Origin of the sequence: Shouchella miscanthi (genome assembly GCF_007725405.1) — a bacterium.
Classification (GTDB): Bacteria; Bacillota; Bacilli; order Bacillales; family Bacillaceae_D; genus Shouchella; species Shouchella hunanensis.
Genome location: NZ_CP042163.1, coordinates 1993915 through 2017754, shown reverse-complemented (window position 1 = coordinate 2017754; position 23840 = coordinate 1993915). Strand labels below are relative to the sequence as shown.

Below are 23840 nucleotides of genomic sequence, written 5' to 3'. Positions count from 1 at the left end.
TTCTTCTGTCTATTACTTTATCTCTTCACTCTTAAATCAAAATCACGTTAACCTTACAAAAACCTTAAATACATGTAAGAACCGGCAGACACTGATATGATAGAGAAAACGCTCCTCTTTTTTTGAAAGGATGATGAAGATGGAACAACCTCGCATTTTAATTGTGGATGATGAACATGATTTATGTCAGTTAATCAAAACAAGCTTAATAAAAGAAGGCCTCACACAAATTGAAACGGCTGGAAGTATAAAAGAAGGATGGGATCGTTTTCAGCGATTGAAGCCTGATTTGGCTATTCTAGATATCATGTTACCTGATGGCGAAGGCTACGATTTATGCAAGAGTATTCGCACCGTTTCCCGTATACCGATCTTATTTCTATCTGCAAAATCAGACGAACTTGATAAGATTCTTGGGTTGGCTATTGGTGGCGATGATTACATCACGAAACCTTTCAGCCCAAAAGAAGTAGCTTACCGTGTAAAAGCTCAGCTCCGACGTGCTGGAACATACGCGAATGAGTTCGAGCAGCCGAACCACCAATACGTACTGACAGTCGGTCCTTTTTCAATGAATGAGCATGAAACCGAAGTAAAAAAAGACGGTCAACTTTTAGAGTTAACCGCAAAAGAAGTAGGTTTAATGGCTTGCTTTTTGCGGAATCCAAATCAAATTCTTAGCAAAGAGACATTGTTTAGACGTGTATGGGGAGAAGAATTCTATGGGGCGGACAACACGTTAATGGTTCATATTAGGCGTCTACGTGAAAAAATCGAGGAGCAGCCTTCCAATCCGCAGTGGATTACCACTGTAAAAGGATTAGGCTACCGTCTACATGGGAACTAAGTTAACAAAAACGAGATGGAGATTAACTGGTAGCTACCTGATTTCAATAGTGATTATTGTGTTAATCATACTGTTTGTTAATACATTTATTTTGGTTTTTTACTTAATGAATCAACATCTAAGCAACACGGCTGAAGAGGAACAGAATTCAGCAGAAGTCTTTGCACGAGGTTTTAGTCACTATTTAGCACTTGATGATGGAGAACCCATCTTATCCCAAGAAGGTCAGGATGCGTTACAAAACTACGGAGCGTGGTTTCAACTACTTGATGAAAACGGCGTCGTCGTGGACTCCTATTTAGCACCATCTACTGCTTCTAGCAACTACACACCGATGGATCTTGTTCATAAGTACAAGTATATGGATGATGAGTTTAATACGTACTTCGTCGGTGCTTATGAGTCGTTTAGTTATATTGTGGGTGTTCCCTATTCCGATGATCGGCGCTACGTTTTTACTTTAAATCCAGAAACCGTTCTGTCTTTTTTATCGGAAGCGTTACTCGCCATCATTCTTATTGACACTATCATCGCCTGTAGTATTGGTCTTTTATTTAGCGCTAAATTGACTAAACCCATTCAAGCCATCATTGAACGAATTTCACAACTGAAGAATCGAAATTTTAAACAGCAGCACTTGAAAAAACCTGGAATCTACCATTCGGTTTTTTCAAACTTAAATGATGTTTCAGATACGCTCAAAAAGCACGAAGCGGAACAACATAAACTTGAAAAGCTACGCAATGAATGGATTAGCAACGTATCACATGATTTAAAAACACCACTCGCTTCCATTTACGGATACGCAGAGTTGCTCAAAGGTGATGACGTTTCTCAGCAGGAACGAATGGACTACGCGGAAGTTATTGAACGTCAATCAAGCTACATTCAAAACTTAATTGATGATTTTAATTTGACCATGCGCTTACGCAGTCAGCAAATGCCCTTACAGCTAAGAGACACTCGTATTGAACCGTTTGTACGTGAAATTGTCATTGATGTGTTAAATCAACCAACTTTTAAAGACGCATCGATTACGTTTACAAGTGAAGCACCTCAGCTGACACGTCAAGTGGATCAACATCTTCTTAAAAGAGGACTACTCAACTTTATTTACAATGCCCTGATCCATAATAAGGAAGGCGTTTCTGTCCATGTAAACGTGACGTCTACCTTTATTTTAATTAAAGATAACGGCGAAGGTATACAAGGCGATTTGCATCATATCTTCGATCGTTATTACCGCGGTAGTAATACAACCAATATTAATGGAACCGGATTGGGAATGGCAATCGCCCGAGATATAATGGAGGCACACGGAGCAACGGTTGAACTGACTAGTCAAAAAGGCAAAGGGACAAGCATCAGAATCTTGTTTGGCTAGTCATCTTCACTGTTTGCAGAAGAAAAAAAGACCCCGCCTTGTTGATTACAAGGCGAGATCTTTTTATTTTTTTAAAATGACTCTGCGCACGATACGATTCACACCTGCTATTGCCACCGTTGTTATAGCCGAAGCAAGAATTCTCCGAACCAACATATCGATCACTCCTATTGAATGGTATACGCTTATAATTCCCTGAAAAGCGGCGTATAAACATCATCCATTTTCAATAGCTGCTCACGTCCCTAAAAATGAATACCCACAAAATAAATGGACGATTAAAAATAATCATTTAGTTTTATTCTAGCTCGTAACGGTTATAAATGGATAACGTCATAATCGCTTGACGAAACAAACGATTCACATATAAACACAATCTTCGTCTACTCCCCTTTTTAACAGATTGAGTGACATGTGCTTACTAGGTCAATGTTGTCTAACAGTCATACATCCTAGAATATCAACGCAAAGGAAGAGATTGTATATGAAAACGAGCAAACGACACATAACCGTTGTATTCATTCTATTTGCTATAGGTGGCTCTGTTCTAACTGGTATTACTGGAGTGGGTCTGCTCTATCTATCGCGATTGATTTGGCACGATCAATTATTTGAATCCATAACGTATTTAGGCGCATTTTTTGTAGCAGCCTTGCCAGGATTTATTGGATCATTATACTGGGCTTACTTTTTTATAAAAAAAGAAAGACGAGAAACCAAGCATTTAGACGATGGGCATCGTCAAAACTAATCGTACTACGAAAAAGAGGCTATGCATTCATAGCCTTTTTTCGTACTTACTTATTCGTCACCTGCGGTGTATCCATCGCCTTTATAAAGCACGAAAGACAGCCCCGCGATCACTCCCAGTCAAGCGCTGAAATTCCTTCAGTGAATCCACGTCCTTATTCTCCCACAGCCACCTAGCCTTAACACCTTCTTGTATCACATATTCATTTTCACTAAAGAACATGTTTTCATTTTCATCGTATTCGTTACTAATAAAAAGACCTGTTTGGCTTGCACTAAATTGATTCTGTTCAATTCGGTTTGAAAACGTATCGTATTGCACTAAAAGTTGTGCGCCCTCTAGCCCGACTGTATCGTTATGTGACACTACATTTCCTGCAATAACCGTGTTTGTAGTCCCTCCACGTTCTGTATCATACCCGCCTATGGCGATGCCAGTATAGCTATTCTCAAAGACCACGTTGTTCAGGATGTCTATGTGATTTGCATACTTGCCTTTATGTTCAGACGTCGCTTCTATACCAATATCGTTCTGATAAACCCTATTGCCTTGTATCAACACATCACTTCCACCGTCTACATAAATTCCGCCAGCACTATAATCCTTCTCATAACTTGGATTCTCATAGCTAGAATTATGATGAACAACATTCCCTTGAATAACACCATGACGCGCATAGTCTTTCGATTGATCTATGGCGATGCCTTCATAGCCAATCACGTCAATTCCAATGTTATCTGTTTCATAAACGTGATTGTCGTTAATGGTAAAATGACTGACATCTCCGTTCACGACTAATGCCTCACTTAACCCTAACCTTAGATCTGTTAGCGTATTTTGGTTAATCCGAATATCTGTAATCGATTCATTTCCGTAAACGGCAATGCCATGAGCGTTTCCTCCAACAGCCGTTGTCGAGACTCCTTGAATTGTATTATTCACGATCTCAATATGTTGACTTGCACCAGTAATCAAAATGCCTATTACCGTTTTGTCAACATGGTTTGTCGTGACGTCTCCGATTGTAAAGCCATCAATCGTAATATAGCTATGACCATCGATTTCTATTAAAGCTACATCGTCTAAATCGTCTTCCATTCCCTTACCGCTTAGAAAAACGTCTTCTCCTTGATACGCTTCAAAACGTATTGGCTCTTGTTCCGTTCCGCTATGCTGTATGAGAAGAGGTTCCACATACGTCCCCTCTCGAACGAAAACCGTTGTACCAGCTGTCGCTTTTTCTGCTGCCACCTGTAGGCTCACCAATGGCTGATCCATTGTACCAGGGTTTCGATCATCACCATCTGGTGCAACATAAAGGATTTCTTCTGCCGACTGACTTTGACAACTTGCTAAAACCATCCCTGCTAGTAGGATGACTCCTATAAAAAAAACTTGTTGTTTCAATTCATTTCGTTCCTCTCTGGAAATAAATTACTCTACTATAGTTTCATTATACCACGCTGTGAGAAGGCCTAATGATTATCTTTCTTGATTTTGTCAATTCTCCTCAAAGCTGATTATGACAAAAGCGACAGCTTTACGATAAAATTTGCTAAGATGTGTTTTAATGTATAGAGCTATACTTTATAACGAGAAAGACGGTGCTAGAATGAATACATTATTACTTGTAGAAGATGATGCAGCGATTAGTGAAATGGTTCAAACCTATCTTACAAACGAAGGCTTTACTGTTGTTCCTGCATTTACCGGGCAGGAAGCCGTTCAGCGCTTTGCAACCGATACGTATGACTTAGTCTTACTTGATTTAATGTTACCTGAATTAAATGGAATGGATTTCCTACTAAGCCTTAGAAAAACGAGTTACGTTCCTGTCATTATTATGTCCGCAAAAAACAGTGAGTCTGATAAAGCAGTCGGTCTAGGTTTTGGCGCTGATGATTACATCACAAAGCCTTTTTCCATGATTGAGCTATTAGCAAGAGTAAAAGCAGCCATTCGTCGAACGACCCAGTATAAAAATGCTACCCTACCCGACGTTCCAGCAATTGTACGTGTCCACGAGATTGAAATGGATCTTCATTCGTTTATCGTCAAGAAAAAAGATCAAGTGATCCATCTCACCTCAAAAGAATGGAAGCTATTAAAGCTCTTCATTGAAAACCCTAAAAAAGTGATGACGAAAGAACAAATTTATTATTCGGTTTGGGAGGATCACTATTATGGAGACGATCATGTCATTAACGTTCATATGAGCCGACTGCGCGAAAAAATTGAAGATGATCCAGCCAAGCCACTGTACATTAAAACCGTCTGGGGTATTGGCTATAAATTAGGTGAATTTTGATGATTGCTTTTCTCTTACTCCTCATTACCCTTTTACTTTTTACGATTGGTTTTCAAGTGTACTTAAAACGTTCGCTTCAAAAACAGCTGCGTTCCATTAAGAAGCAGCTAACCGACATTGTCCATGGTCAAGCAAGCGGCCCTGTGCTTATAGGAACGGACCATAAACAAATCGCAGAGCTACTTGTTTCAATGAATAAACTCATTGATCAAAACCGAGAGCATGCTCGTCAATTTATTCGAACAGAACAATCAATGAAGCGCATGCTCTCCAATATTTCCCATGACTTGAAAACCCCTTTAACTGTTATCTCTGGGTATGCTGAAATGCTTAACGAAAAAGTCGACATGCCCAACCAAGAGCGCGAACGTATTCTTTCTCACATTCATGAGAAAACAGATGAAATGACCACATTAATCGATTCTTTTTTTGATTTAGCGAAGCTTGAAGCAGGAGACAAGCATTTACCATTAGAGGCCGTCAATCTAACGGAAATCTGTAAACGATCCATTCTTCTGTTTTATGAATTCATTGAAACGAAAGGATTAGACGTTCATATTGACTTACCAGATTCACCTGTCTTTGCACTCGGCAACGAGGAAGCGTTACATCGAATTTTAGCCAATTTAGTATCAAATGCCCTTCGGTACGGAGCCGATGGAAACGTGATTGGATTACACGTGTACGCGGAAGAGGACTTTGTTGTGATTGAAGTGTACGATCAAGGGATTGGCATTCCTGAGTCCGATCAACAACACATCTTTGAGCGTATGTATACATTAGAGGAATCCAGGAATAAAGATTTTCAAGGAAGTGGATTAGGGTTAACCATTACAAAGAAACTGATCGAACAAATGCAAGGAACCATCTCTGTGTCGTCAATTCCTCACGAGAAAACGTCCTTTATTTGCAAATTAAAACGCGAGAAGGGCTAGTCTTTTTTTCTTGAGATTTTTGTGAGGTTTACGATAGAGAAAAGAAATAGTCAACCGTTACAGTAAGAGTATAGGAAATAAAGGAGGCGCAACATGGACTATATTGTTCAAACGAGAGGTCTTACGAAACGATACGATGGACATGCTGTTGTATCGGACGTTTCATTGACTATTAAAAAAGGTGAGATTTACGGCTTTCTTGGTCCTAATGGCGCAGGAAAATCAACAATCATGAAGATGCTTATAAACGCGATTAAACCAACCAATGGCGAGATCGAGCTATTCGGTTCCCCCATAAAAGAAGATTCCTTTCGTTACTTACAACGTATCGGGAGCATGATTGAATACCCTATCTTTTATGAGAAATTGACTGCTCGGGAGAATTTAGAGCTACACTGCGCCTACATGGGCTATCACGACAAACAAACGATTTCCGATGTGTTAGAGTGGGTAGAGCTTTCTAAAGATGCGCATAAACGACCTCATCAATTTTCATTAGGTATGAGACAGCGCCTATGCGTCGCAAGAGCCATCCTCACAAAACCGGAATTCGTCATCCTTGATGAACCCATTAACGGCCTTGACCCTGAGGGGATTCAATCCATGAGAAGATTGTTTAAAAAACTGAACAAAGAATATGGCATGACCCTATTTATTTCAAGTCATATCATCGGTGAAATCGAACAAATTGCGGACACGATCGGTATGATTAAAGACGGAAAATTAATAGAAGAAACATCAATGGATTTATTAAAGCAACAGAATACCGAATACATCGAGCTCGTCACAAGCTCTCCTAAAAAAGCAGCGGTTCTCTTACATGATCAACTAAACATAACAAACTTTAAAATTGTTGAGAATCAAGCGATTCGTATTTTTTCAACAGACGTCTCTCATGCCAGAATTTCAAAAGCGTTAATACTAGAAGACATCGAGATTCATTCTATCCAAACAAAGCAAACGACATTAGAAGAGTATTTTATTAAAAAAATCGGTTTACGTAAAAATGACCAATAAAGGAGGATTTGTTAATGTATCGTTTAATAAAGCTTGAATTGAAAAAACATAAAATCGGTTGGTATATAAAAGGAACGCTCATTGCGAATGCAAGTATTCTTGCCATGCTCTATTTCTTCACTGTTATTGAAAAACTTGAAAACGACGTTATTTTCCAAACAAGTGATGAATTTTTTATGTTCACCGGCGTGTTAATTAGAGGAACATTTATTATCTTTGCATCCGTTCTTATCACTAAGATCGTCATTGATGAATTTAAACATCGAACCAGTCTCGTTTTATTCTCGTACCCAATCAACCGAAAGAAACTAATAGTCGCCAAACTTGTTCTTATTTTTAGCTTAACCTTCATAATGATGACACTTTCGACGCTGTTTATTGTAGCGAGCTTTACTGGACTCAATGCGTTCATTGGCTTTTCTGCCAACTTACACGTTACTCAGGAACAACTTTTACAAGAATTACTACGTTTAATTGGTTTTAACGTAGCAGCAGCTGGTACGTCTCTCGTTCCTCTTTACTTTGGGATGCGTCATTTTTCAACGCCTGCTACCATCCTTTCCGCGGTTCTAATCGTGATCGTTACAAGTTCTTCTTTAGGACCCCAATTCTCTTTAATTAACATCTTTTACATCCCATTAGCGCTAGCATTCATTGGGTTGATCATCGCATGCGTATCTATACAAACGATTAATCGTTTAGAATTAAATGAACCTGTATGAAGGCTATGGGCAATAGGTCCATAGCTTTTCACAACGTAAAGGAAAGAACGATGATAGACCACACTATTTCAGACAAAAAGAGGAGGCTGATAAACGATGGAATTAAAAAACGTACTTCCGTTAAAAACGAGACAAGAATTAAGAAATTGGTTCGTTCAACAGTCAACAGTTGACACTTCCTGTTGGATTATTGTAAGTATGACTGAACAGCCGCAAACGATTTATTATTTAGATGCAGTGGAAGAAGCACTATGTTTTGGTTGGATTGACGGCATCAAGAAAAAAGTCTCGGACACTCAATTAGCCCAAAGGCTCTCTCCTAGAAAGAAGAACAGCCATTGGACAGAATTAAACAAAGAGAGAGTAAGACGCCTACAAACATTAGGTCTAATGAAAGAAGAAGGACTCCGAATTCTACCTGACATGAACCTTAGCTCCTTTACCATAGACGAAGAAATTAAGAAACAAATCATGTCAGACGAAGACGTCTACCGCCATTTCAATCACTTCCCTGAGCTTTACAACAGAATTCGAATAGACACGATTCAGAGCTATAAAAAGGATCGTGCTTTATTTGAAAAGAGGTTAGACAAATTTATAACGAATACAAAAGAAAACAAACAATATGGCCAATGGCATGACAATGGACGGCTTCTTAATTACGAATAAACAGCTCTCATTCATACAATGCTAACGCTTCTCTTAAAAAAGACGTGTAGCCATTACGATAATGGGTAGGACCAATGATTTTTATCCTGTTCCCAAATCCCGCAAGAAACTGATACGCGTATGTGTTCTCAGGTAATGAAATGGTCGCCATGCACGTTCTTTTTGTCTTCTTCACAACAGCTTCTCTTCCAAACCGTTCAATGAACTGATCTCGAACACCAATATCAATCTCAATTTCGACATTCGCCACAGTAGGTTTTACAGGGTCTTTCTTAGTCATTTGTTGATTTCGAGTCACTTCTTGTTCCGTTTTAGGGGTAAAGAAGCCCTTCTTCTCCATATCTGTTATTCTCGTTAATTTAAATGTTCGAAAATCGTTACGCTCTAGGCAAAAGCCCACGACATACCAGTGCATCTCCCTCAGTTGAACCTTATACGGTTCAACGAGCCTATGGGTGATTCGCCCTTGTTGATCCACATAATCAAACGCTAGTAGCCAATGGTGATCAATCGCCTTCATCCAATAAGACAGCTCTTCGTTTGTTTCACTTCTCCCAATCGACTGATAAAACGTCACATCCATCTTTGAAGCTAGATTCGTTGGACTCATGCCCTTTATTTTCTGAATCGTCAACTGGATAGCGCTGTTCGTTGTCAATTGTTCAAACCCATCTAACGCCACTAAGATATGTTCAATGTCTTTCTGATTCACCAACCGCTTATCAAATTTGTATTCTTCCATTAGCGCATACCCTCCACTCGGGCCATGCTTTGCATAAATGGGTATGTTTGCATAACTCAATGTTTCCACATCCCGTTGAATCGTACGTTTTGTCACTTGAAAGAGCTGACTAAATTCTGATGCAGACACGACCTCTTTTTTTAACAGAATCATGATGATGGAAAGAAGTCTTTCAACTTTTTGCATAACGCCCTCCTATATACGACAGACAGTTGTCACCTATTGTCCAGTATACTACGAATAGACCAATGAGGAGGTTAGACAAAATGAACGCAATCGCATATTTACAATTTAGTGGGCAAGCACAAGAGGCACTCGATTTTTATCAAGATGCATTACAAGGAACCGTTAAGAAGGTGAACTTTGGTTCTATCCCGCAAGACCCTTCTGCTCCACTTAGTGGTGAAGAACAGGCGATGATTATGGAATCTCAAATCGCGTTTTCCGATAACATCCTGATGATCTCTGACGTACTCCCTTCTATGCAAAGCGTCATAGGCGACGTAACAAGAGGAACCAACGTCATCATAAGCATGATTGATGGAGACGACGAAACGAATAAACGTTATTTTGAGAAGCTCTCAAAAGGTGGGACGATCCTAATGCCGATTTCTTCTGTTCCTTGGTCATCTAGTTTCGGTATGCTGATAGACAAGTTCGGGATGACGTGGAAATTCAATAGCGATGCAAGTAGCTTTTTGAATCGACTCGTTTAACGTCATTAAAAAGAGGCCGAGACATAACTAAAAGTAGTATTTGAAAAGACGAATAGTCTACAGGAGAATCCTTCGCTTTCCGGGGACACGGCCTCAGCCTCCTCCGTGGAAAACCGCCACTTCAGAGTCTTCAGACACGTGCTGATCCCCCAGGAGTCTTCGGATTCTCCTTCTGCTCATTTTCATATAAAACAAACGACGAACGTTCCTATTTTCAGGAATGTTCGTCATTTTGGTCTGTCTATCTACTTTTGTCCCAGCCTCTTTATCCTTTAGAGATAGAGAAAGTTAAGAAAGAATAACAAGGAAAACAAACTGGCCAATAAACAGCCTAGTAGCACAACGAAAGCCTTTATTAAGTAGAAGCCTTTTTGCTTACGCCACCCTTTTACAATTGGATAAAGCACCGCCAGAAATGCGAAGAAAAGTAGCCAAAATCCGATCACGTAGAAGGTAAAATTAGACCAAGGCTGAAACGGATTGCTCGCCAATTGAACAACAATGGTGCCAAAAAGACCAAGAGTCAGAACACCAACGAAAGACCACGCTATTTCCCCTCTATGCAAAGAAGTGATGAGGGTTTGGTGCCTTCTTTTTCGGATAAAGCCAACCATTCCCCATACAAGACCAACAAGTGAAAACAGTGCAGCGCCTCCTACTATTCCATAAGCGACATAAGGTGACGCTAGCCACGATATCGGTAATTCATCTGCAATGACGCCATACGATAATTGCTCCACCTCACCGGCATCGTTCGTTTTAAAGAATAAGTGATCCGTATTCATTCCAGCGTTATCAAGTAAAGACGATTCTTCTGTCACTTTTTCAAACAAGTATGGAGCCGTTTCCACATAGTCTAGTTCTACGCCGAGAGCAGCAATGGATAACGTAATCCCACCCTCTTGATTAGCAGAAATAACAGAGTCACCATCAGAGAGAAAAGGCATGATTTTCATTGGCCCTGTTTCAACAGAGCGTGCAGACCGGTAGCGACCCTCTACTGCTTCACTATGATTCACATCATCTGTCGCTTCTGGCGTTTCTGTCGACTTCCCAATCAAAACATCGGTTAGTTCTCTTCTCGCACCTGCCATCTCACCATCCATATTTGTCATAACGGCAATGCCAAACTGTTCATCAGGTACGATGGAAAGAAGTGCGCTAAACGCATCTGTATTTCCACCATGCTCTAAGACACGATAATCCCCTGCTTGACGCTCCCAAAACCCGTGTGCATTTCCTGCCATATCAGGATGAGGCGTGTATAATGTCTGGTGCATCGTATCCAATGTTTGTGGGTCGTTAAACAATACGTACGAGCCAGATTGCTCCGTATTTAAGTGTGCCAGCATAAAATGAGCAAGGTCATTTGTCGTTGTCGTCAAACCACCAGCCGGATTATCGTTAATATAAGCAGTTGGTTTAGCAACCCATTCCGTTCCTTTTTTCGTGTATCCAACCGCCTTCTCGTCCATTAAACCAGGAATGCGATCATAGCGCACATCAAATGTGGAGTGCTCCATTTCTAAAGGCGTTAAAATCAATTGCTCCACATAATCAGCAAAAGCCATACCTGTCAGTTCCTCAACCATATAACCTGCAAGATTTGTACTAAAATTGGAGTAAGCCACCACATCTCCAGGCGGATACAGTTGCTTCGGCTGTCTATCAGGAGCTAAGTAGTCCTCCAATTTAAACAGATGGTCAGGATCGTAAACCGTCAAATCCTCTACCCGTTCTTCAAATCCCGCTGTATGGGTCATCAAATGAGCCACTGTAATCGGTTCATCATAGGTGAGCGCTGACTCCCCTCCCTTTAAATACGGTCGAACATCCGTATCAAGGGTGAGTTGCCCCTCTTCCACTAATTGCATGATCGCAGTCCACGTAAACAACTTAGATACCGAACCAGCTTCCATATACGTGGTTTCAGGATGAACCAGTTGTTCCTTCTCTCTATTGGCTAACCCATACCCTTTTTGAAAAACAATCTCCCCGTTTTGCACAATCGAAACAGAGGCTCCTGGTACGTCTTCTTCAATGTAAGCCTCCATAATGGCATCAACGGTTTCTTCAATGTCAGCTGTCGGTATACCAGAAGGTGTCGATAGACTTTCAGCATATCCTATAGAAGGATAGAGGGAAACCATGACCGATACAATCACCAGTAAAAGTAGTTTCTTCATTTACATTCGCTCCTTTGCAATTCTTTCACTCATGAGTATACGGATCCAACCTTTCTTTTCTCTATCGCAAATCTCACGTTTTTCTAACGAATAAAAAAGGAGTCTAAATAAGAAAAAACCATGCAGGACGGTTTACCTGCATGGTGTGAGTGGTACTGTAGCTTTTTTGTGAACAACCATAAATTTTCTACCTTTCTTTTTCGCGCTCGATCGCTCGTTCAAGTCCAATTCTGTAGTCACTTAAGAGGCTATGCTGATGGTGAATCACCTCTTGCGTTGACTGAATCTCTCTAGTTGCTTTTTCTATTGTTTCGCCTACTTCGTTTAAAAGATCATTATACGAATTGACAACTTCAGCCTCTCGTTCAGCATCAAATTCATTTGCATGTTTACCGTACCACGTATCTTTTGTTAGTGCTGGTTCTTTAAATGTGTGCTTCGCATGCGCCATTGTGATTTCTTGACCCATTAAACGAGCTCGGCATGCTCGTAAACGATTGATTTTATCATTCGCTGTTTCAATAAAGTTTTCTGTTGATTGAACTCGACTTCGCATGATTTCAACCGACACCATACTCCCTCCTATCTTACCTTTGCTTCCATACGGTCATCCAACTGAGGTGCCCGTTTCACTAATTCTCGTTTAAATTCTTCCATACGCTCGGGAGAGATCTTCACTTCCCCTTTTGGACCTGTATGTTTAATCGTAAACCCATGGGAAGAGCCAAGAATTCGCTCATTACCCGAGAAAGGGCTGCCCATTGGCTCAATGGCTGTCATGCTTTCATAGGGAAAAACCCTGCCAATAAAGCCTGCTTGGGCAACCAACCCTTCTTCTTTGAACTCATAGGAAATAAACACCATGCCCGATACAAAATAAATCATGCCTACAATAAAGAAAAAACCAAAAAACAACAGGCGTCCGATGGAATCATCCATTATTACAAAGATCGCCATAATGGCAGTTAGTCCCACCACTAAACTGCTGTAGCCCGTTATTACTTTTTTATCTCTTGTTGTTTTATATACACTCATGTAGACGTTCTCCCTCCTTTATTTCACAGGTTGTTTCAGCACACGATTAAGCAATTTCCCACTAACATCTTTCCATTTATTCAAAGAAGTTTTTTGAATGATAACGTCATCATTTGAGTGGACATCTCTATAGTGCACAAACCAAACCCCGTCTTTTCCAGGCATATGAAAGAAGAGATCATTTAAATCCGTTTCTGTTTGGTCTCCTTCAAGTGAAATCCGCATGACGCTTGTATTAAAAAACTTCCATTCATTCGCAACGAGTGCTTCTGTGAATTCATCAAACCATGCTTCCTTTTGTTTTGTTGACTCTAACCAGTACCTTTTCACTTCAGCCACATGCCGCTGATCACTTAGCGCTGTGAAAGCACCATTTGACATCGTAAAGGACAGTTCCTCATCAGGCTCCAGTTGCTCATATTGAATAAACTGATGCATTTTCTTTTCGATATCCCCTGGTTCAACCGGATTAAATTCTTGTATAATTTCTTGCTGTATGTAATGTTCCACCCATTTATCATCACCGATTGATCTGAATAAAAGCGCTTCATTAGAAAGGGGATTGACAAGACGAATTAACTGTTTCGCCTCTGCGACACTTCGGACAAAAGACTGCAATCCCTCACTAAGTGGAATTTCATCGTTTTCTGCCTTTTCATCATCCCACACACCTTTAAGCATAAGTTGATGAGTCGCACCTTCAAACAACGTATTCCAGCTCTCTTCCGACTTTTCACCAAACACTGCTTCTCCTAATGACTTAGCCATTAACTCATAGCCACACATGGTTAAAAGTACAATCCACTCTTCCGTCGTGCAACGCATAAATAGTTTCATCTATTCATATTCTTATCGTTTAAATGGTTGCGTTAAAACATATGGGGAATGTTGACAAGAATGAATAGCATTACTGTTATTCCAATCCACTCTAAAAGAAAAATAAAACGCCCCTTTATTCCTCCATGTTTTTCAGTCGAACGTCGAAATAAAACAACTGCAATTCCAAAAAACATATAGTAAAAACCATTCATGAACCGATCATATATACCCTTCGGTTCTTCTTCATACAGTTTATTAACTAAGAAGACAAAAGGCGTATTCTTTCCTAGAATAAAAAGCAGCATCGCCGTAATCAATTGAAAAGCTATAGCAAGACCTATTATAAACGCAAAAACATCTATCAAAGTTTCAACAGCTCCATCTCAAATATTTAATTATCTAAACCAACCAACTTTTAAAGTTTTCTCATAAACGCCTTTAAGCTGCATAAGCTGATGCGCGCCACTTTAAATGACATTCCCCAGTTCTATTCTGACTTCTCCTAAATACTATCTATCCAAATAACTCAGCTATTGTTTCATATCCACATATTGTAAAAAGTAAAATTTATTCTTCAGTTGTACTACATATAAATGGTTTCATCTAGTATTCTCCTTATCTTGTAGATGTTAGTGTGATACCTTATTTTAAAGCTTTTTTCCTTTTATTTAACTAGTAAGACTAGTTTCAATAGCATTAATGATATTACCGATAATAATTAATACAATTGTCGCCATAAAAACCAATCCCGCATAGCGAAGTTTCCCTTTAATACCACCATGTTTGGTCATGACTTTCTCATAAACACGATGTGCAACCCCATAGTTCATTATGTAGAAAAAATTCATAAACTTATCGTACCAGTCTTTCGGATGGTGCTCATAGAAGTTCTCCACAAATCGTGCATATGGATTGTTTCTTCCAAGGACAAGAAAAACAAGTGCTGTTATATATTGAAAAGCAAGACTAATTGATAATAAAAACATAACGCCAGCATAAACAATCATTTAATTCGCTCCATGGTCTCGTAATTGCTCCTTTAACTACATCTTAACCAACTCCGATTGCCAAGTTAAGTTTTAATCCGTATAATACTTTCGATTTTCAATTAAGACTATCCGTAAATAAATAATGCCTAAACCTCGAAAAATGATTAAACTCAACATTCCATTTAATCCCAATAGAGTAAATAATAAAAATAGATGAGTTTTTAAAATGAATAGTTTAGAGGGACTATTTTTCTTCGAAATGATTATCTCTATTATCTATACGGCAATCTAGTTTTAGTAGTTTCAAAATCTACTAGACAATATGATTATTTACTCTAAAAAGCCTTTCGTTTGCTTGTAAATCAATCATAAAAAAGATGTCTATTGAAAGCACTTAATAGACACCATTCTTAATAGCTATGGTATTTGAGAGGGAGTCTTTCTTTTAACACGTTGCTCTACTCCCACCCTTCCTCACTTCAACGGAATCCAAATCTCCGCATAAGAATCTTCTTTCATCACATCTTCATCTACATAGACTTCAAGCTCGGGAGTGCCTGCGTGCTCGTATGGATTCGATGGGAACCATTCTGAGAAAATCTCTTTCCATACTTTTGGAATTGCGCTTGGAGCTGGTCCGTGTACTTCAAATACGCCCCACGTGGATGCTGGTAAAACAAGCTTCTCGAACTCGTCTGATTCACTCGCAGATGACTCTGCCGCAATCCAGTATTCTACCTTTTCTAGACTTGTGTTCACTTGGTTGTCTACACATACGCCCAACAAACCTTTAATTTCTCCATTGTTTAATCCAGCCAACGTTGAAATGGTGCCATCTTGTGCAGCTTGATCCCACATCTTCGGTATGTCTCTCGTATTTTTATCGTTTCTAAGTGAAAATGTCCTCCTTGTTCCAATTATTTGAAATTCATCTCGTTTTACTACTCGATAGCGCATTGGATTTGCTCCCTTCAATTGTACGTGCACAACAAGCCGATTGTACGCATTTACCTTACCAAGCCCTTTCCGAATGGCACTTGGTGTAACCCCGTGTTGCTTACGAAAGGATTTTGTAAAGGCTTCTGGCGTTTCGTACTGGTATTTGTACGCAACATCAATGATTTTCAGATCTGAGCTGACCAATTCTTGTGCTGCCAATGTTAAGCGCCGTTTGCGTAAATAGTCACCCACAGACATATCCGTCAACACGGTAAACAACCGTTGAAAATGAAACGGGGACACATTGGCTTGTTTTGCGATCTCGCTGATTGTTAGTGGTTCAAGCAAATGCGTCTCCATATAGTCAATCGTTTCTTGTAATACATCAATCATTGCCATACCTTCAACTCCTTGGCTTTATCTTAAAGGGATTCCTCAACCGAATCTGGTCTATTTGTGCCCGGTTGTAACCAATTTTGCAGCTAGAAGTACATCTTAATCTTCCCTATCCAAATCTAAACGTTTCGTTTAATATGAATTTATTATACAATCCCATCAGCAATTTTTAACAAAATGTTTAAGAAATCAAAAAAAGGTTATGTCAAGAGAGAACAATTAAATAAGAGGAGAATATACATATGAAACGTACAACTAGTTTGATAGCTACAATGGTCGCTATTCCCTTCATTTTAGGAGCTTGCGCCGATTCAAATGACGACGCTTCAAGCACTCCAGCTGAAGAATCACCTACAAGTACAGATGATGGCGTCGAGGATGAGATAGCTGACACCGGTGCTACGACAGAAGAAGGCGAAGATCAACTAGATCTTGTTGTCGGAGATACAGCCATTATGCACAGCAACATTGCTTCTTTTGAATTTACCCTTAATAGTGTGGACATGGTTGAGGAGATCGATGGCGAAATGCCGGAATTAGATGGCTACATTATTGCTTCGATTACCATTAAAAACATTGGTGATGAGCCCATTGACGCTCTGGAAACATCTCGAACGTTTGAGTACACCGATTATCTAGAAGGACCAGGCATGCCAGATGATTCTGAGTGGTACGATGAATATGACGGTGTCGAGGGAGAGATTGCTCCGGGAGATGAAATGACTGGGACGGCGGTTTATCAAGGTTATATCGATGAAGAAAATCATCTCCGCGTGAAGCCCGGTTTAACCGGTATTAGCGCCATCAACGATGCGACGTTTACATTTACCCGTGATGAATTAGAAAATTAAGTTTCGCAAAGAAGGTTTCTCTGCATATGAGGAACCTTCTTTGTTTGTCTACGTTTTTATCGCTCAATGGTTACCCTCTCTTCTCCGATAAAAAAAAGGATAGCAAATTTATATTGAACCTTTTCCCTTCTTCAAACGTATTACAACAAATAAACGACGAAACCTTAAGGAGACTTTATGAAATCATTCATCTTTCCCATTATTTTTATCTGTATTCTGTTGGTAAACCCTTTTCTCGCAATGGCTGCCTCCACCCCCTCAGGTATACCTTTAGAAGAGGTTGAAGACGTTGTTGATCAATTTGCTTCTGAGCATATTGGGCAATCCACCGTCGGAGCGAGTGTTGTCATTGTTAAAGATGGGGAGATTGTGTTAGCTAAAGGCTACGGTCAAGGGGATGTTGAAAACAACGTGCCTATTGATGCTGAAACGTCCGTTTTTGAATGGGGATCCATTAGCAAGTTGTTTGTCTACATAGCTGTGATGCAGCTTGTTGAGGAAGGAAAACTTGATTTACAAGAGGATGTACGGACGTATCTACCAGAAGGCTTTTTAACAAGGCTTCACTATGATGAGCCGATTACAATCATGCATTTAATCAATCATCAGGCTGGCTTCGAGGATTATGTCTTTGATCTTGGTTACAGTGATAAGGCACTTGTTGAATCATTGGAAGAAGGCTTAAAACGTGGTGAGCCTAAGCAGATTTATCCACCAGGTGAAGTGGTTGCTTACTCCAATTACTCGAATGCGCTAGCTGGGTACATTGTTGAACTTGTGACGGAGCAACCATTTTATGAGTATGTGCACGATCATATCTTTTCTACGTACGATGAGCCAGTAGAGGCTGCATTTGTTCCAAATGATCCGACAAGCACGGTTGAAACGAATAAAGTAAACGGATATTTGCCAGCCGGTGTAGGTGAGTTTATTGAGGGGAACCCCTTTTATGTGTCGATTTACCCTGCTGGCGGCTTAAATGGAACTGCCCTTGATTTAGCGCAGTTTGCTCTCGCCCTTATGCCGGAAGATGGCGAATCACCACTGTTTCAGTCTGAATCGACGTTAGAGGAGCTGTTTACACAAACGTATGCACCTACAGACAATTTTCCTGGATTGGCCCATGGTTTTTGGGAATTCCCAGGTTCACAAAGGACGGTCGGTCACGGCGGCAATACAGCAACGTTCTCTAGTCATTTTCAGCTTGTTCCTGATGAACGATTTGGGGTCATTGTGTTGACGAATCAAGGTGGGGAATTGCACTTCACACAGGAGCTCATGACAACTCTAGTCGGTTTAGATACGACTAAAACAACTAGTTCCTTGCCAGACACGAGCGAAGTAAGCGGTTCCTTCCAACAGTCAAGAAAGATGGATTCCTCTTTTATTCGTCTTTATTATTCGCTCCTAATGATGTCAATTGAACCACATGACAATGAGTCAATTGTCGTCTCCTTTGGAGGTGAATCCGCCATTTACCAGCAAGTGCAACCCTATGTGTACGCATTGGATGAAGGTGCCCCACTGTTTCTAACTATGCCTTATCTTTATGCCCAAATGGAAGATGGCGAACTCGTCAAAGTATCAAGCTCAGCAGGTGATTATTTCCCTAACTCTTGGATGAATCAAGCCCTTCTTATTTTGTTGGTTGTATCTTGTCTTTATCTAATTATAGCTGCGCTAACGATTCCGGTTGCCTTTCTCATACGGAAGATACGCCGTTCAAACAAAAAAAGCACGAAACCGTTTATTGGCTTGCATCTGCTGTCGTTCGCTCTTATTGTAAATGTTGGCATCATGGCATTTCGTATGCTCACAGACACAGCAAGACGTTTCAGTGAGTTTTATGTTCAAATCGGACTCAATTATGTGTTACTGCTTCTCGCTTTCCTATTCTTTTTCTTCTGTATGAAACGCATACGACGAGAGAAGACGAGCAAAGGGCTACTGTTTTTAAGAATACTGTCTCTTGTTATGTTTGTACTATTTGCTAGCTCGCTTATTTATTGGAGAATGCTCGGTTGATGGGGTGTAAGCCCCATCTTTTTTTACTATTTAATTCACTCAGCAACGTGTGACCTTTACTTTTTCGTTGAATGGTAAAATCGTTTCGCTTTCTCTCTATTGCCACATACCTTCATCGAACACCATTGTTTACTTTGATTCTTTGTTTGATCAATAAAAAGCCACTCACAACGGCTACTTTGACATTGCTTTACTTTCTGAATTGTCTTTGACATGATCAAGTCTCCAAATGCTAGGACGACGACATAAGCAATATTTGTTAACCCTCCTGCTCCTATTAACTTCTTTTCAAATACTCCAGCCTCATTCTGTGTAACTTCCGTATGCTTATGGGCTTGTTTGATCCATTCATTGAATGTACGACGATCATCTACAGCCGCTATTGTCCGCTTTATGGCATGAAGCGCTAGTCGATACATTACTTCTCTTAACTCAATCATTTCAGCCAAACTCATAGCAGAGCCGGAGTCTTCCTCTACAGAAATCCCGGTGTAATCCGCCCACTTCATCACATCCATCTCACTATTAAACCACTCTTGATGATTTTCAGTGCGGTGAAAGTTTGCTGAATTGATAAAATCTAACCCAATATTCCCAGTACGTTTGCTTAATTCAAAAGGTTTCATTTCGTTCATTGTTACCGCTCTCCTCATCATTTCAGCTTGCTAAATGTAGTTTAAAGGGTTAGTATATAACTGTCAAAAGTATTTTAGGAGGTTATAATGTGCTCGGTTACCTTTTTCTCTTTCTTGCCATTGTCATTGAGGTTTATGCCTCAATTCAGTTAAAACATTCTAACGGCCTAAAATTCATTGTACCGAGCTTATTAACTTTTTTTGGATACGGTTTAGCGTTCTTTTTTCTAGCAAGATCTCTCATCTATTTACCTATGAGTATCGTTTTTGCGACATGGTCGGGCTTAGGAATAGCATCAACCGTTCTGTTTTCCCTTTTTTTTCTAAATGAGCGAGTTAGTAAACAATCCATTGTGGCGTTAACGATTTTGCTTTCCGGAATTATTTTATTGAATAGTAGTTCTTAAAAAGATTGAGGTGGATGGTTTTGCAGAAACACTATTTGTATTTGGCATTAGCGATTTTTTTTGGATTATGTGGACAAATTCTGCTTCAGTATACAAATGGCTTTACAGAGGTTCTTTTTACCATTGGCTGCCTTGCCTCTTATTTTCTAGGGTTTAGTTTCCTAGCCTTTGCTGTTAAGAAACTACCTTTATCCATTTCTTACGCTATTTGGGGCGGGGTGGGTACTGCGATGTCTGTTGTATTTGGTGTTATTCTTTTTAATGAATCACTCTCTATTATCAAAATTGTAGGCACGATTCTCATCATAATAGGGATTGTTCTACTTCAATTAAGAAAGAAAAAACCTATTCGGAACGAAAACTAGTCTTTTTTTACCTTCGATGTACCTTTCTTCAACTCGATCTCAAACTTTACGCTTCTACCTTTAATAGAATGGAAAATCTTTGTTGAACTGTTTGTACCGCGTATTTCCGCTTTTATTCATTGCCGATTAGTGGGCAAGGAAACGATGTTGGTAACATTTCATTCCTTTATCATTTTCTGCCTTTCGCTATCGTTACCTTTTTTCGAATTTTTATTTGGTTAAGCACCCGCTCCCTTCTCTCATCTGATTTTAACTTGTCACGTTCCCTTTTTTTGTGTACGCTACGTTCAAGAATACATCTTGGTGGAAGGGACGATCCTATGGAAAGGAAAAGCCATATACTTGTCGTTGAAGATGAGCACCGGATTGCTCGCGTGCTCCAATTAGAATTAACTCATGAAGGCTATACGACAACCATTTTTCATAATGGATTTGATGCATGGGAAGCACTCCAGTCCCACTCGTTTGATTTGTTGCTTCTTGATGTGATGCTCCCTGGATTAAGTGGCATTGAATTATTACGACGGGTTCGTAGTCGAGATGATTCAACACCAATTATTATGCTAACGGCTAGAGATGCCACCGTTGATAAAGTAACCGGGCTTGACCTTGGTGCCAATGATTACATGACCAAACCATTTGAAATTGAAGAGTTACTAGCACGCATTCGTGTGTCTCTGCGTCCTGTTACGATCGCTGAAAAACCTTCAACTTCTTCTCTATTAACAGCTGGCTCTCTTCGTGTTGATACCGCATCCCATGAAGTCTACGTTAAAGGGAACGAGGTCTCCCTCACCAATCGTGAATATACGCTACTTTGCTGTTTACTTGAACATCAACATCAAGTGTTATCACGAGAACAATTGCTGGAGCGTGTATGGGGCTATGACTTTTATGGAGAAACAAACATTGTTGATGTGTACATTCGGTACTTACGCAATAAGGTAGAAAAGCCGTTTGGCTTAGCCTTTATTCAAACCGTTCGCGGAGCTGGTTACATGTTAAAGGAATCAAGCTCATGACATTGTCATGGCGTATTACCTTATTTTCAACTGGACTTGTGACGATTTTGCTTCTTATAGTCAACTTGTCTGTTTATGCGCTGTTTAAAGAAAACTTAACAACCAGTGAATTGGATCGGCTTGCAAGTCAAGCTGTCTCTATTTCCACTGGGATTGACCAAGCAAACTCAAGCCCTGAGGCGCGCAATCAATTTATCCATACGTATGCCCCTGAAAACGGGATGTTACGGCTTGTTGATGAGAACGGCGCTTCTCTTTTAACTGTCACGAAAAATGACGATTTGCTTGACTGGCCTTCATCCTTTTCATCAAAGGAAACAGCTGATGTAGTGCACGTTGATGACGACCGGTACGCCACTGCTTCTACCCCACTTATATGGTCAGATGGGCAAGTCGTCTCCTTGCAACTTACTCAGCAGCTTGATTATCTAGATGAAACTTTGCCCTTGCTTGGGATGATTTTACTGATTGCGTCCCTCGTTGTTTTCATTCCAACTTTTTTAGCAAGTCAAGCATTAGGACGATTTATTTTAAAGCCTATTCGTTCTTTAGCTGAAACGATGAATGACATCCGTCATCAAGGTACACTAAGAAAAGTAGCTGATGTCCCGACGAAACAAGATGAACTGGCTGACTTAAGCCATTCTTTTAACCATATGATTGATTTACTTCAACAACATGCCGATCAGCAGCAACAATTTGTGTCAGATGCCTCCCATGAACTAAAGACACCACTCACGGTTGTGGAAAGCTATGCCAAAATGTTGGAGCGATGGGGAAAACACGATCCTTCTATGATTGATGAAGCCGTTGACGCAATCCTGTCTGAATCAACAAGGATGAAAGCTTTAACAGAGCAGATGCTGCTACTAGCGAAAGGCGAAACACCAGCACATGAGAAAACGCCTCTTCACATCAATCAGCTTGTAAAAGAGACATGTGAAAGAATGAGCATCGCTTTTGGGAGGCCAATTACGTTTGCTGATACAGGCCAGACCCTTCACGTTCTAGGCTCCGAACATTTATTGAAACAACTCTTTTTCCTATTACTTGATAACGGGATTAAGTATTCAGATGATGCCCTCACTGTCACTGTAGAAAGACTAAAAGAAGAGGAATGCATGATTTCCGTTAAGGATCAGGGAATTGGCATCAGTCAAGAAGAGCAAGCAGCAATCTTCAAACGGTTTTATCGTGTCGATCAAGCACGCTCTCGAGAAACAGGTGGTAGCGGATTAGGTCTGTCTATTGCGAAAAAGATTGTAGAAGAACATGATGGATTGCTTCGACTGGAAAGTATTGAAAACCATGGCTCTACGTTTTACGTGACGCTGCCATTAGTGAGAAAGGAGTATCACGATGACACGTATTAGGAAATGGCTTCTTCTCGTCGCTTGCTGCCTGTTGGTTGTCACAGGTATGTTTATGTATCGCTGGCTTCAGCAAGAGACCTTAAGTGATGCGGAAATCTCAGCCATTGTCATGGAACGATTTGATCCAAACGAAATGGAATCATTTACGTATAAAGGTGATGAACACGTCTACCAGCTCACTTTTTTAAAAGGGTCAGGGGAATATGAACTAACACTAGATGCGACATCAGGCTCTATTCAATCGTTGCGCTTGTTAAATCAACGGGAGACCCCGTTAAGTGAAAAAGAGATCGAGGCGATTTTGTTAGAGGCTTATCCAGAACAAGGGATTGAAATATCCAATATGAACTTACAGGATAACCGTTATTATGTGGACTATAGCGTAGATGGTCGGACTGGAGAGGTCGAGGTGGATGCTTTTACAGGTCACATCATCCGCACTAGCCTTGAAGAAGAACAAGCGATCCTCTCTCCGGATCAGGCAATCGAAATTGCTCTTTCTGAGATACCAGGAACAGTTGAAGATGTAGAACAGGAAACTCGCAACAATCGACTTGTCTATGAAGTAGAATTGGAAGATACAGGGCGTGATGACGATGCCCTCGTCATTATTGATGCGTATACTGGTGAGATTATTTCGGTTATTTGGGATTAATGAATTTCTCATCAAACTTTCATTTTCCTTTCACGGTTCCTTCATTTGTAGA

General features: G+C 40.2%; 26 protein-coding genes. 16 read left to right on the top strand and 10 right to left on the bottom strand.

Annotated elements, in window-relative coordinates; genetic code table 11:
• Positions 1-139 precede the first annotated feature (139 nt).
• From FPV17_RS10215 to FPV17_RS10205, 3 genes are all read left to right on the top strand, one after another.
• The gene (locus FPV17_RS10215; RefSeq protein ID WP_035396162.1) at positions 140-847 is read left to right on the top strand and encodes a response regulator transcription factor; all 708 of its coding nucleotides are present in this window, start codon (positions 140-142) and stop codon (positions 845-847) included.
• The gene (locus tag FPV17_RS10210; protein ID WP_035396160.1) at positions 837-2231 is read left to right on the top strand and encodes a sensor histidine kinase; all 1395 of its coding nucleotides are present in this window, start codon (positions 837-839) and stop codon (positions 2229-2231) included. The genes FPV17_RS10215 and FPV17_RS10210 overlap by 11 nt, the downstream gene beginning before the upstream one ends.
• 484 nt (positions 2232-2715) lie before the next feature.
• Positions 2716-2982, top strand: a complete 267-nt coding sequence (locus FPV17_RS10205; protein WP_144558917.1) for a hypothetical protein — start codon at positions 2716-2718, stop codon at positions 2980-2982.
• 81 nt (positions 2983-3063) lie between these two features.
• On the opposite strand, the gene FPV17_RS10200 is transcribed toward FPV17_RS10205, so the two are convergent.
• Positions 3064-4389, bottom strand: a complete 1326-nt coding sequence (locus FPV17_RS10200; RefSeq protein WP_144558916.1) for a right-handed parallel beta-helix repeat-containing protein — start codon at positions 4387-4389, stop codon at positions 3064-3066.
• Between the two features lie 205 nt (positions 4390-4594).
• Here FPV17_RS10200 and FPV17_RS10195 point away from each other — a divergent pair, with 205 nt between their 5' ends.
• The 5 genes from FPV17_RS10195 (at position 4595) to FPV17_RS10175 (ending at position 8633) form a co-directional block, all read left to right on the top strand.
• Positions 4595-5290, top strand: a complete 696-nt coding sequence (locus FPV17_RS10195) for a response regulator transcription factor (protein ID WP_035396196.1) — start codon at positions 4595-4597, stop codon at positions 5288-5290.
• A complete protein-coding gene (locus tag FPV17_RS10190; protein ID WP_060705895.1) occupies positions 5290-6225 on the top strand; it encodes a sensor histidine kinase in 936 nt (311 codons plus the stop codon). The genes FPV17_RS10195 and FPV17_RS10190 overlap by 1 nt, the downstream gene beginning before the upstream one ends.
• A 93-nt stretch (positions 6226-6318) precedes the next feature.
• Positions 6319-7242 (top strand): ABC transporter ATP-binding protein, encoded by a 924-nt coding sequence (locus FPV17_RS10185; protein ID WP_144558915.1) that lies wholly within the window; start codon positions 6319-6321, stop codon positions 7240-7242.
• A 14-nt stretch (positions 7243-7256) separates the two neighbouring features.
• Positions 7257-7964, top strand: coding sequence for an ABC transporter permease (locus FPV17_RS10180; protein WP_144558914.1), 708 nt, complete (start codon positions 7257-7259; stop codon positions 7962-7964).
• A gap of 96 nt (positions 7965-8060) precedes the next feature.
• Positions 8061-8633, top strand: a complete 573-nt coding sequence (locus FPV17_RS10175; RefSeq protein ID WP_144558913.1) for a YdeI/OmpD-associated family protein — start codon at positions 8061-8063, stop codon at positions 8631-8633.
• Positions 8634-8640: 7 nt separating this feature from the next.
• Here FPV17_RS10175 and FPV17_RS10170 read toward each other — a convergent pair whose 3' ends face one another.
• On the bottom strand, positions 8641-9561 hold the full coding sequence (locus FPV17_RS10170) for a helix-turn-helix transcriptional regulator (protein WP_144558912.1): 921 nt from the start codon (positions 9559-9561) through the stop codon (positions 8641-8643).
• An 80-nt stretch (positions 9562-9641) separates the two neighbouring features.
• On the opposite strand from FPV17_RS10170, the gene FPV17_RS10165 reads away from it, so the two are divergent.
• Complete coding sequence (locus FPV17_RS10165; RefSeq protein ID WP_035396150.1) at positions 9642-10091, top strand: VOC family protein; 450 nt, start codon at positions 9642-9644, stop codon at positions 10089-10091.
• 272 nt (positions 10092-10363) lie between these two features.
• On the opposite strand, the gene FPV17_RS10160 is transcribed toward FPV17_RS10165, so the two are convergent.
• The 7 genes from FPV17_RS10160 to FPV17_RS10130 form a co-directional block, all read right to left on the bottom strand.
• The gene (locus FPV17_RS10160) at positions 10364-12277 is read right to left on the bottom strand and encodes a serine hydrolase domain-containing protein (RefSeq protein ID WP_144558911.1); all 1914 of its coding nucleotides are present in this window, start codon (positions 12275-12277) and stop codon (positions 10364-10366) included.
• A gap of 187 nt (positions 12278-12464) precedes the next feature.
• Complete coding sequence (locus tag FPV17_RS10155; protein WP_081762264.1) at positions 12465-12851, bottom strand: YwqH-like family protein; 387 nt, start codon at positions 12849-12851, stop codon at positions 12465-12467.
• Positions 12852-12859: 8 nt separating this feature from the next.
• Positions 12860-13312: a PH domain-containing protein gene (locus FPV17_RS10150; RefSeq protein ID WP_144558910.1), complete on the bottom strand. Its 453-nt coding sequence runs from the start codon at positions 13310-13312 to the stop codon at positions 12860-12862.
• A gap of 18 nt (positions 13313-13330) precedes the next feature.
• Entirely contained in the window at positions 13331-14149 is an 819-nt protein-coding gene (locus FPV17_RS10145) for a YfjC family protein (protein WP_144558909.1), read from the bottom strand.
• Between the two features lie 32 nt (positions 14150-14181).
• Positions 14182-14496 carry a hypothetical protein gene (locus tag FPV17_RS10140; RefSeq protein WP_055735192.1) on the bottom strand — a complete coding sequence of 105 codons (315 nt, stop codon included), beginning with the start codon at positions 14494-14496 and terminating at the stop codon, positions 14182-14184.
• A 303-nt stretch (positions 14497-14799) separates the two neighbouring features.
• Positions 14800-15138: a hypothetical protein gene (locus tag FPV17_RS10135; protein ID WP_144558908.1), complete on the bottom strand. Its 339-nt coding sequence runs from the start codon at positions 15136-15138 to the stop codon at positions 14800-14802.
• Positions 15139-15594: 456 nt separating this feature from the next.
• Positions 15595-16458 carry an AraC family transcriptional regulator gene (locus tag FPV17_RS10130; protein WP_144558907.1) on the bottom strand — a complete coding sequence of 288 codons (864 nt, stop codon included), beginning with the start codon at positions 16456-16458 and terminating at the stop codon, positions 15595-15597.
• A 239-nt stretch (positions 16459-16697) separates the two neighbouring features.
• Here FPV17_RS10130 and FPV17_RS10125 point away from each other — a divergent pair, with 239 nt between their 5' ends.
• The gene (locus FPV17_RS10125) at positions 16698-17306 is read left to right on the top strand and encodes a DUF4352 domain-containing protein (protein ID WP_144558906.1); all 609 of its coding nucleotides are present in this window, start codon (positions 16698-16700) and stop codon (positions 17304-17306) included.
• A gap of 177 nt (positions 17307-17483) precedes the next feature.
• A complete protein-coding gene (locus tag FPV17_RS10120) occupies positions 17484-19331 on the top strand; it encodes a serine hydrolase domain-containing protein (protein ID WP_144558905.1) in 1848 nt (615 codons plus the stop codon).
• A gap of 56 nt (positions 19332-19387) precedes the next feature.
• Here FPV17_RS10120 and FPV17_RS10115 read toward each other — a convergent pair whose 3' ends face one another.
• Entirely contained in the window at positions 19388-19966 is a 579-nt protein-coding gene (locus tag FPV17_RS10115; RefSeq protein WP_035396124.1) for a CGNR zinc finger domain-containing protein, read from the bottom strand.
• An 89-nt stretch (positions 19967-20055) separates the two neighbouring features.
• On the opposite strand from FPV17_RS10115, the gene FPV17_RS10110 reads away from it, so the two are divergent.
• From FPV17_RS10110 to FPV17_RS10090, 5 genes are all read left to right on the top strand, one after another.
• Positions 20056-20373, top strand: coding sequence for a DMT family transporter (locus FPV17_RS10110; protein ID WP_186370778.1), 318 nt, complete (start codon positions 20056-20058; stop codon positions 20371-20373).
• 20 nt (positions 20374-20393) lie between these two features.
• Entirely contained in the window at positions 20394-20738 is a 345-nt protein-coding gene (locus FPV17_RS10105; RefSeq protein ID WP_052008077.1) for a DMT family transporter, read from the top strand.
• A gap of 320 nt (positions 20739-21058) precedes the next feature.
• Positions 21059-21760, top strand: a complete 702-nt coding sequence (locus FPV17_RS10100; protein WP_144558903.1) for a response regulator transcription factor — start codon at positions 21059-21061, stop codon at positions 21758-21760.
• Positions 21757-23133, top strand: coding sequence for a HAMP domain-containing sensor histidine kinase (locus tag FPV17_RS10095; protein WP_144558902.1), 1377 nt, complete (start codon positions 21757-21759; stop codon positions 23131-23133). Before FPV17_RS10100 ends, FPV17_RS10095 begins: the two co-directional genes overlap by 4 nt.
• A complete protein-coding gene (locus tag FPV17_RS10090; RefSeq protein ID WP_144558901.1) occupies positions 23120-23788 on the top strand; it encodes a PepSY domain-containing protein in 669 nt (222 codons plus the stop codon). Before FPV17_RS10095 ends, FPV17_RS10090 begins: the two co-directional genes overlap by 14 nt.
• Positions 23789-23840: the final 52 nt, after the last annotated feature.

Excerpts from the sequence above, each read along its gene's own strand:
- FPV17_RS10215 (WP_035396162.1), top strand. The coding sequence starts at position 140 with ATGGAACAACCTCGCATTTTAATTGTGGATGATGAACATGATTTATGT.
- FPV17_RS10210 (WP_035396160.1), top strand. The coding sequence starts at position 837 with ATGGGAACTAAGTTAACAAAAACGAGATGGAGATTAACTGGTAGCTAC.
- FPV17_RS10205 (WP_144558917.1), top strand. The coding sequence starts at position 2,716 with ATGAAAACGAGCAAACGACACATAACCGTTGTATTCATTCTATTTGCT.
- FPV17_RS10195 (WP_035396196.1), top strand. The coding sequence starts at position 4,595 with ATGAATACATTATTACTTGTAGAAGATGATGCAGCGATTAGTGAAATG.
- FPV17_RS10190 (WP_060705895.1), top strand. The coding sequence starts at position 5,290 with ATGATTGCTTTTCTCTTACTCCTCATTACCCTTTTACTTTTTACGATT.
- FPV17_RS10185 (WP_144558915.1), top strand. The coding sequence starts at position 6,319 with ATGGACTATATTGTTCAAACGAGAGGTCTTACGAAACGATACGATGGA.
- FPV17_RS10180 (WP_144558914.1), top strand. The coding sequence starts at position 7,257 with ATGTATCGTTTAATAAAGCTTGAATTGAAAAAACATAAAATCGGTTGG.
- FPV17_RS10175 (WP_144558913.1), top strand. The coding sequence starts at position 8,061 with ATGGAATTAAAAAACGTACTTCCGTTAAAAACGAGACAAGAATTAAGA.
- FPV17_RS10170 (WP_144558912.1), bottom strand. The coding sequence starts at position 9,561 with ATGCAAAAAGTTGAAAGACTTCTTTCCATCATCATGATTCTGTTAAAA.
- FPV17_RS10165 (WP_035396150.1), top strand. The coding sequence starts at position 9,642 with ATGAACGCAATCGCATATTTACAATTTAGTGGGCAAGCACAAGAGGCA.
- FPV17_RS10160 (WP_144558911.1), bottom strand. The coding sequence starts at position 12,277 with ATGAAGAAACTACTTTTACTGGTGATTGTATCGGTCATGGTTTCCCTC.
- FPV17_RS10155 (WP_081762264.1), bottom strand. The coding sequence starts at position 12,851 with ATGGTGTCGGTTGAAATCATGCGAAGTCGAGTTCAATCAACAGAAAAC.
- FPV17_RS10150 (WP_144558910.1), bottom strand. The coding sequence starts at position 13,312 with ATGAGTGTATATAAAACAACAAGAGATAAAAAAGTAATAACGGGCTAC.
- FPV17_RS10145 (WP_144558909.1), bottom strand. The coding sequence starts at position 14,149 with ATGAAACTATTTATGCGTTGCACGACGGAAGAGTGGATTGTACTTTTA.
- FPV17_RS10135 (WP_144558908.1), bottom strand. The coding sequence starts at position 15,138 with ATGATTGTTTATGCTGGCGTTATGTTTTTATTATCAATTAGTCTTGCT.
- FPV17_RS10130 (WP_144558907.1), bottom strand. The coding sequence starts at position 16,458 with ATGGCAATGATTGATGTATTACAAGAAACGATTGACTATATGGAGACG.
- FPV17_RS10125 (WP_144558906.1), top strand. The coding sequence starts at position 16,698 with ATGAAACGTACAACTAGTTTGATAGCTACAATGGTCGCTATTCCCTTC.
- FPV17_RS10120 (WP_144558905.1), top strand. The coding sequence starts at position 17,484 with ATGAAATCATTCATCTTTCCCATTATTTTTATCTGTATTCTGTTGGTA.
- FPV17_RS10115 (WP_035396124.1), bottom strand. The coding sequence starts at position 19,966 with ATGAACGAAATGAAACCTTTTGAATTAAGCAAACGTACTGGGAATATT.
- FPV17_RS10100 (WP_144558903.1), top strand. The coding sequence starts at position 21,059 with ATGGAAAGGAAAAGCCATATACTTGTCGTTGAAGATGAGCACCGGATT.
- FPV17_RS10095 (WP_144558902.1), top strand. The coding sequence starts at position 21,757 with ATGACATTGTCATGGCGTATTACCTTATTTTCAACTGGACTTGTGACG.
- FPV17_RS10090 (WP_144558901.1), top strand. The coding sequence starts at position 23,120 with ATGACACGTATTAGGAAATGGCTTCTTCTCGTCGCTTGCTGCCTGTTG.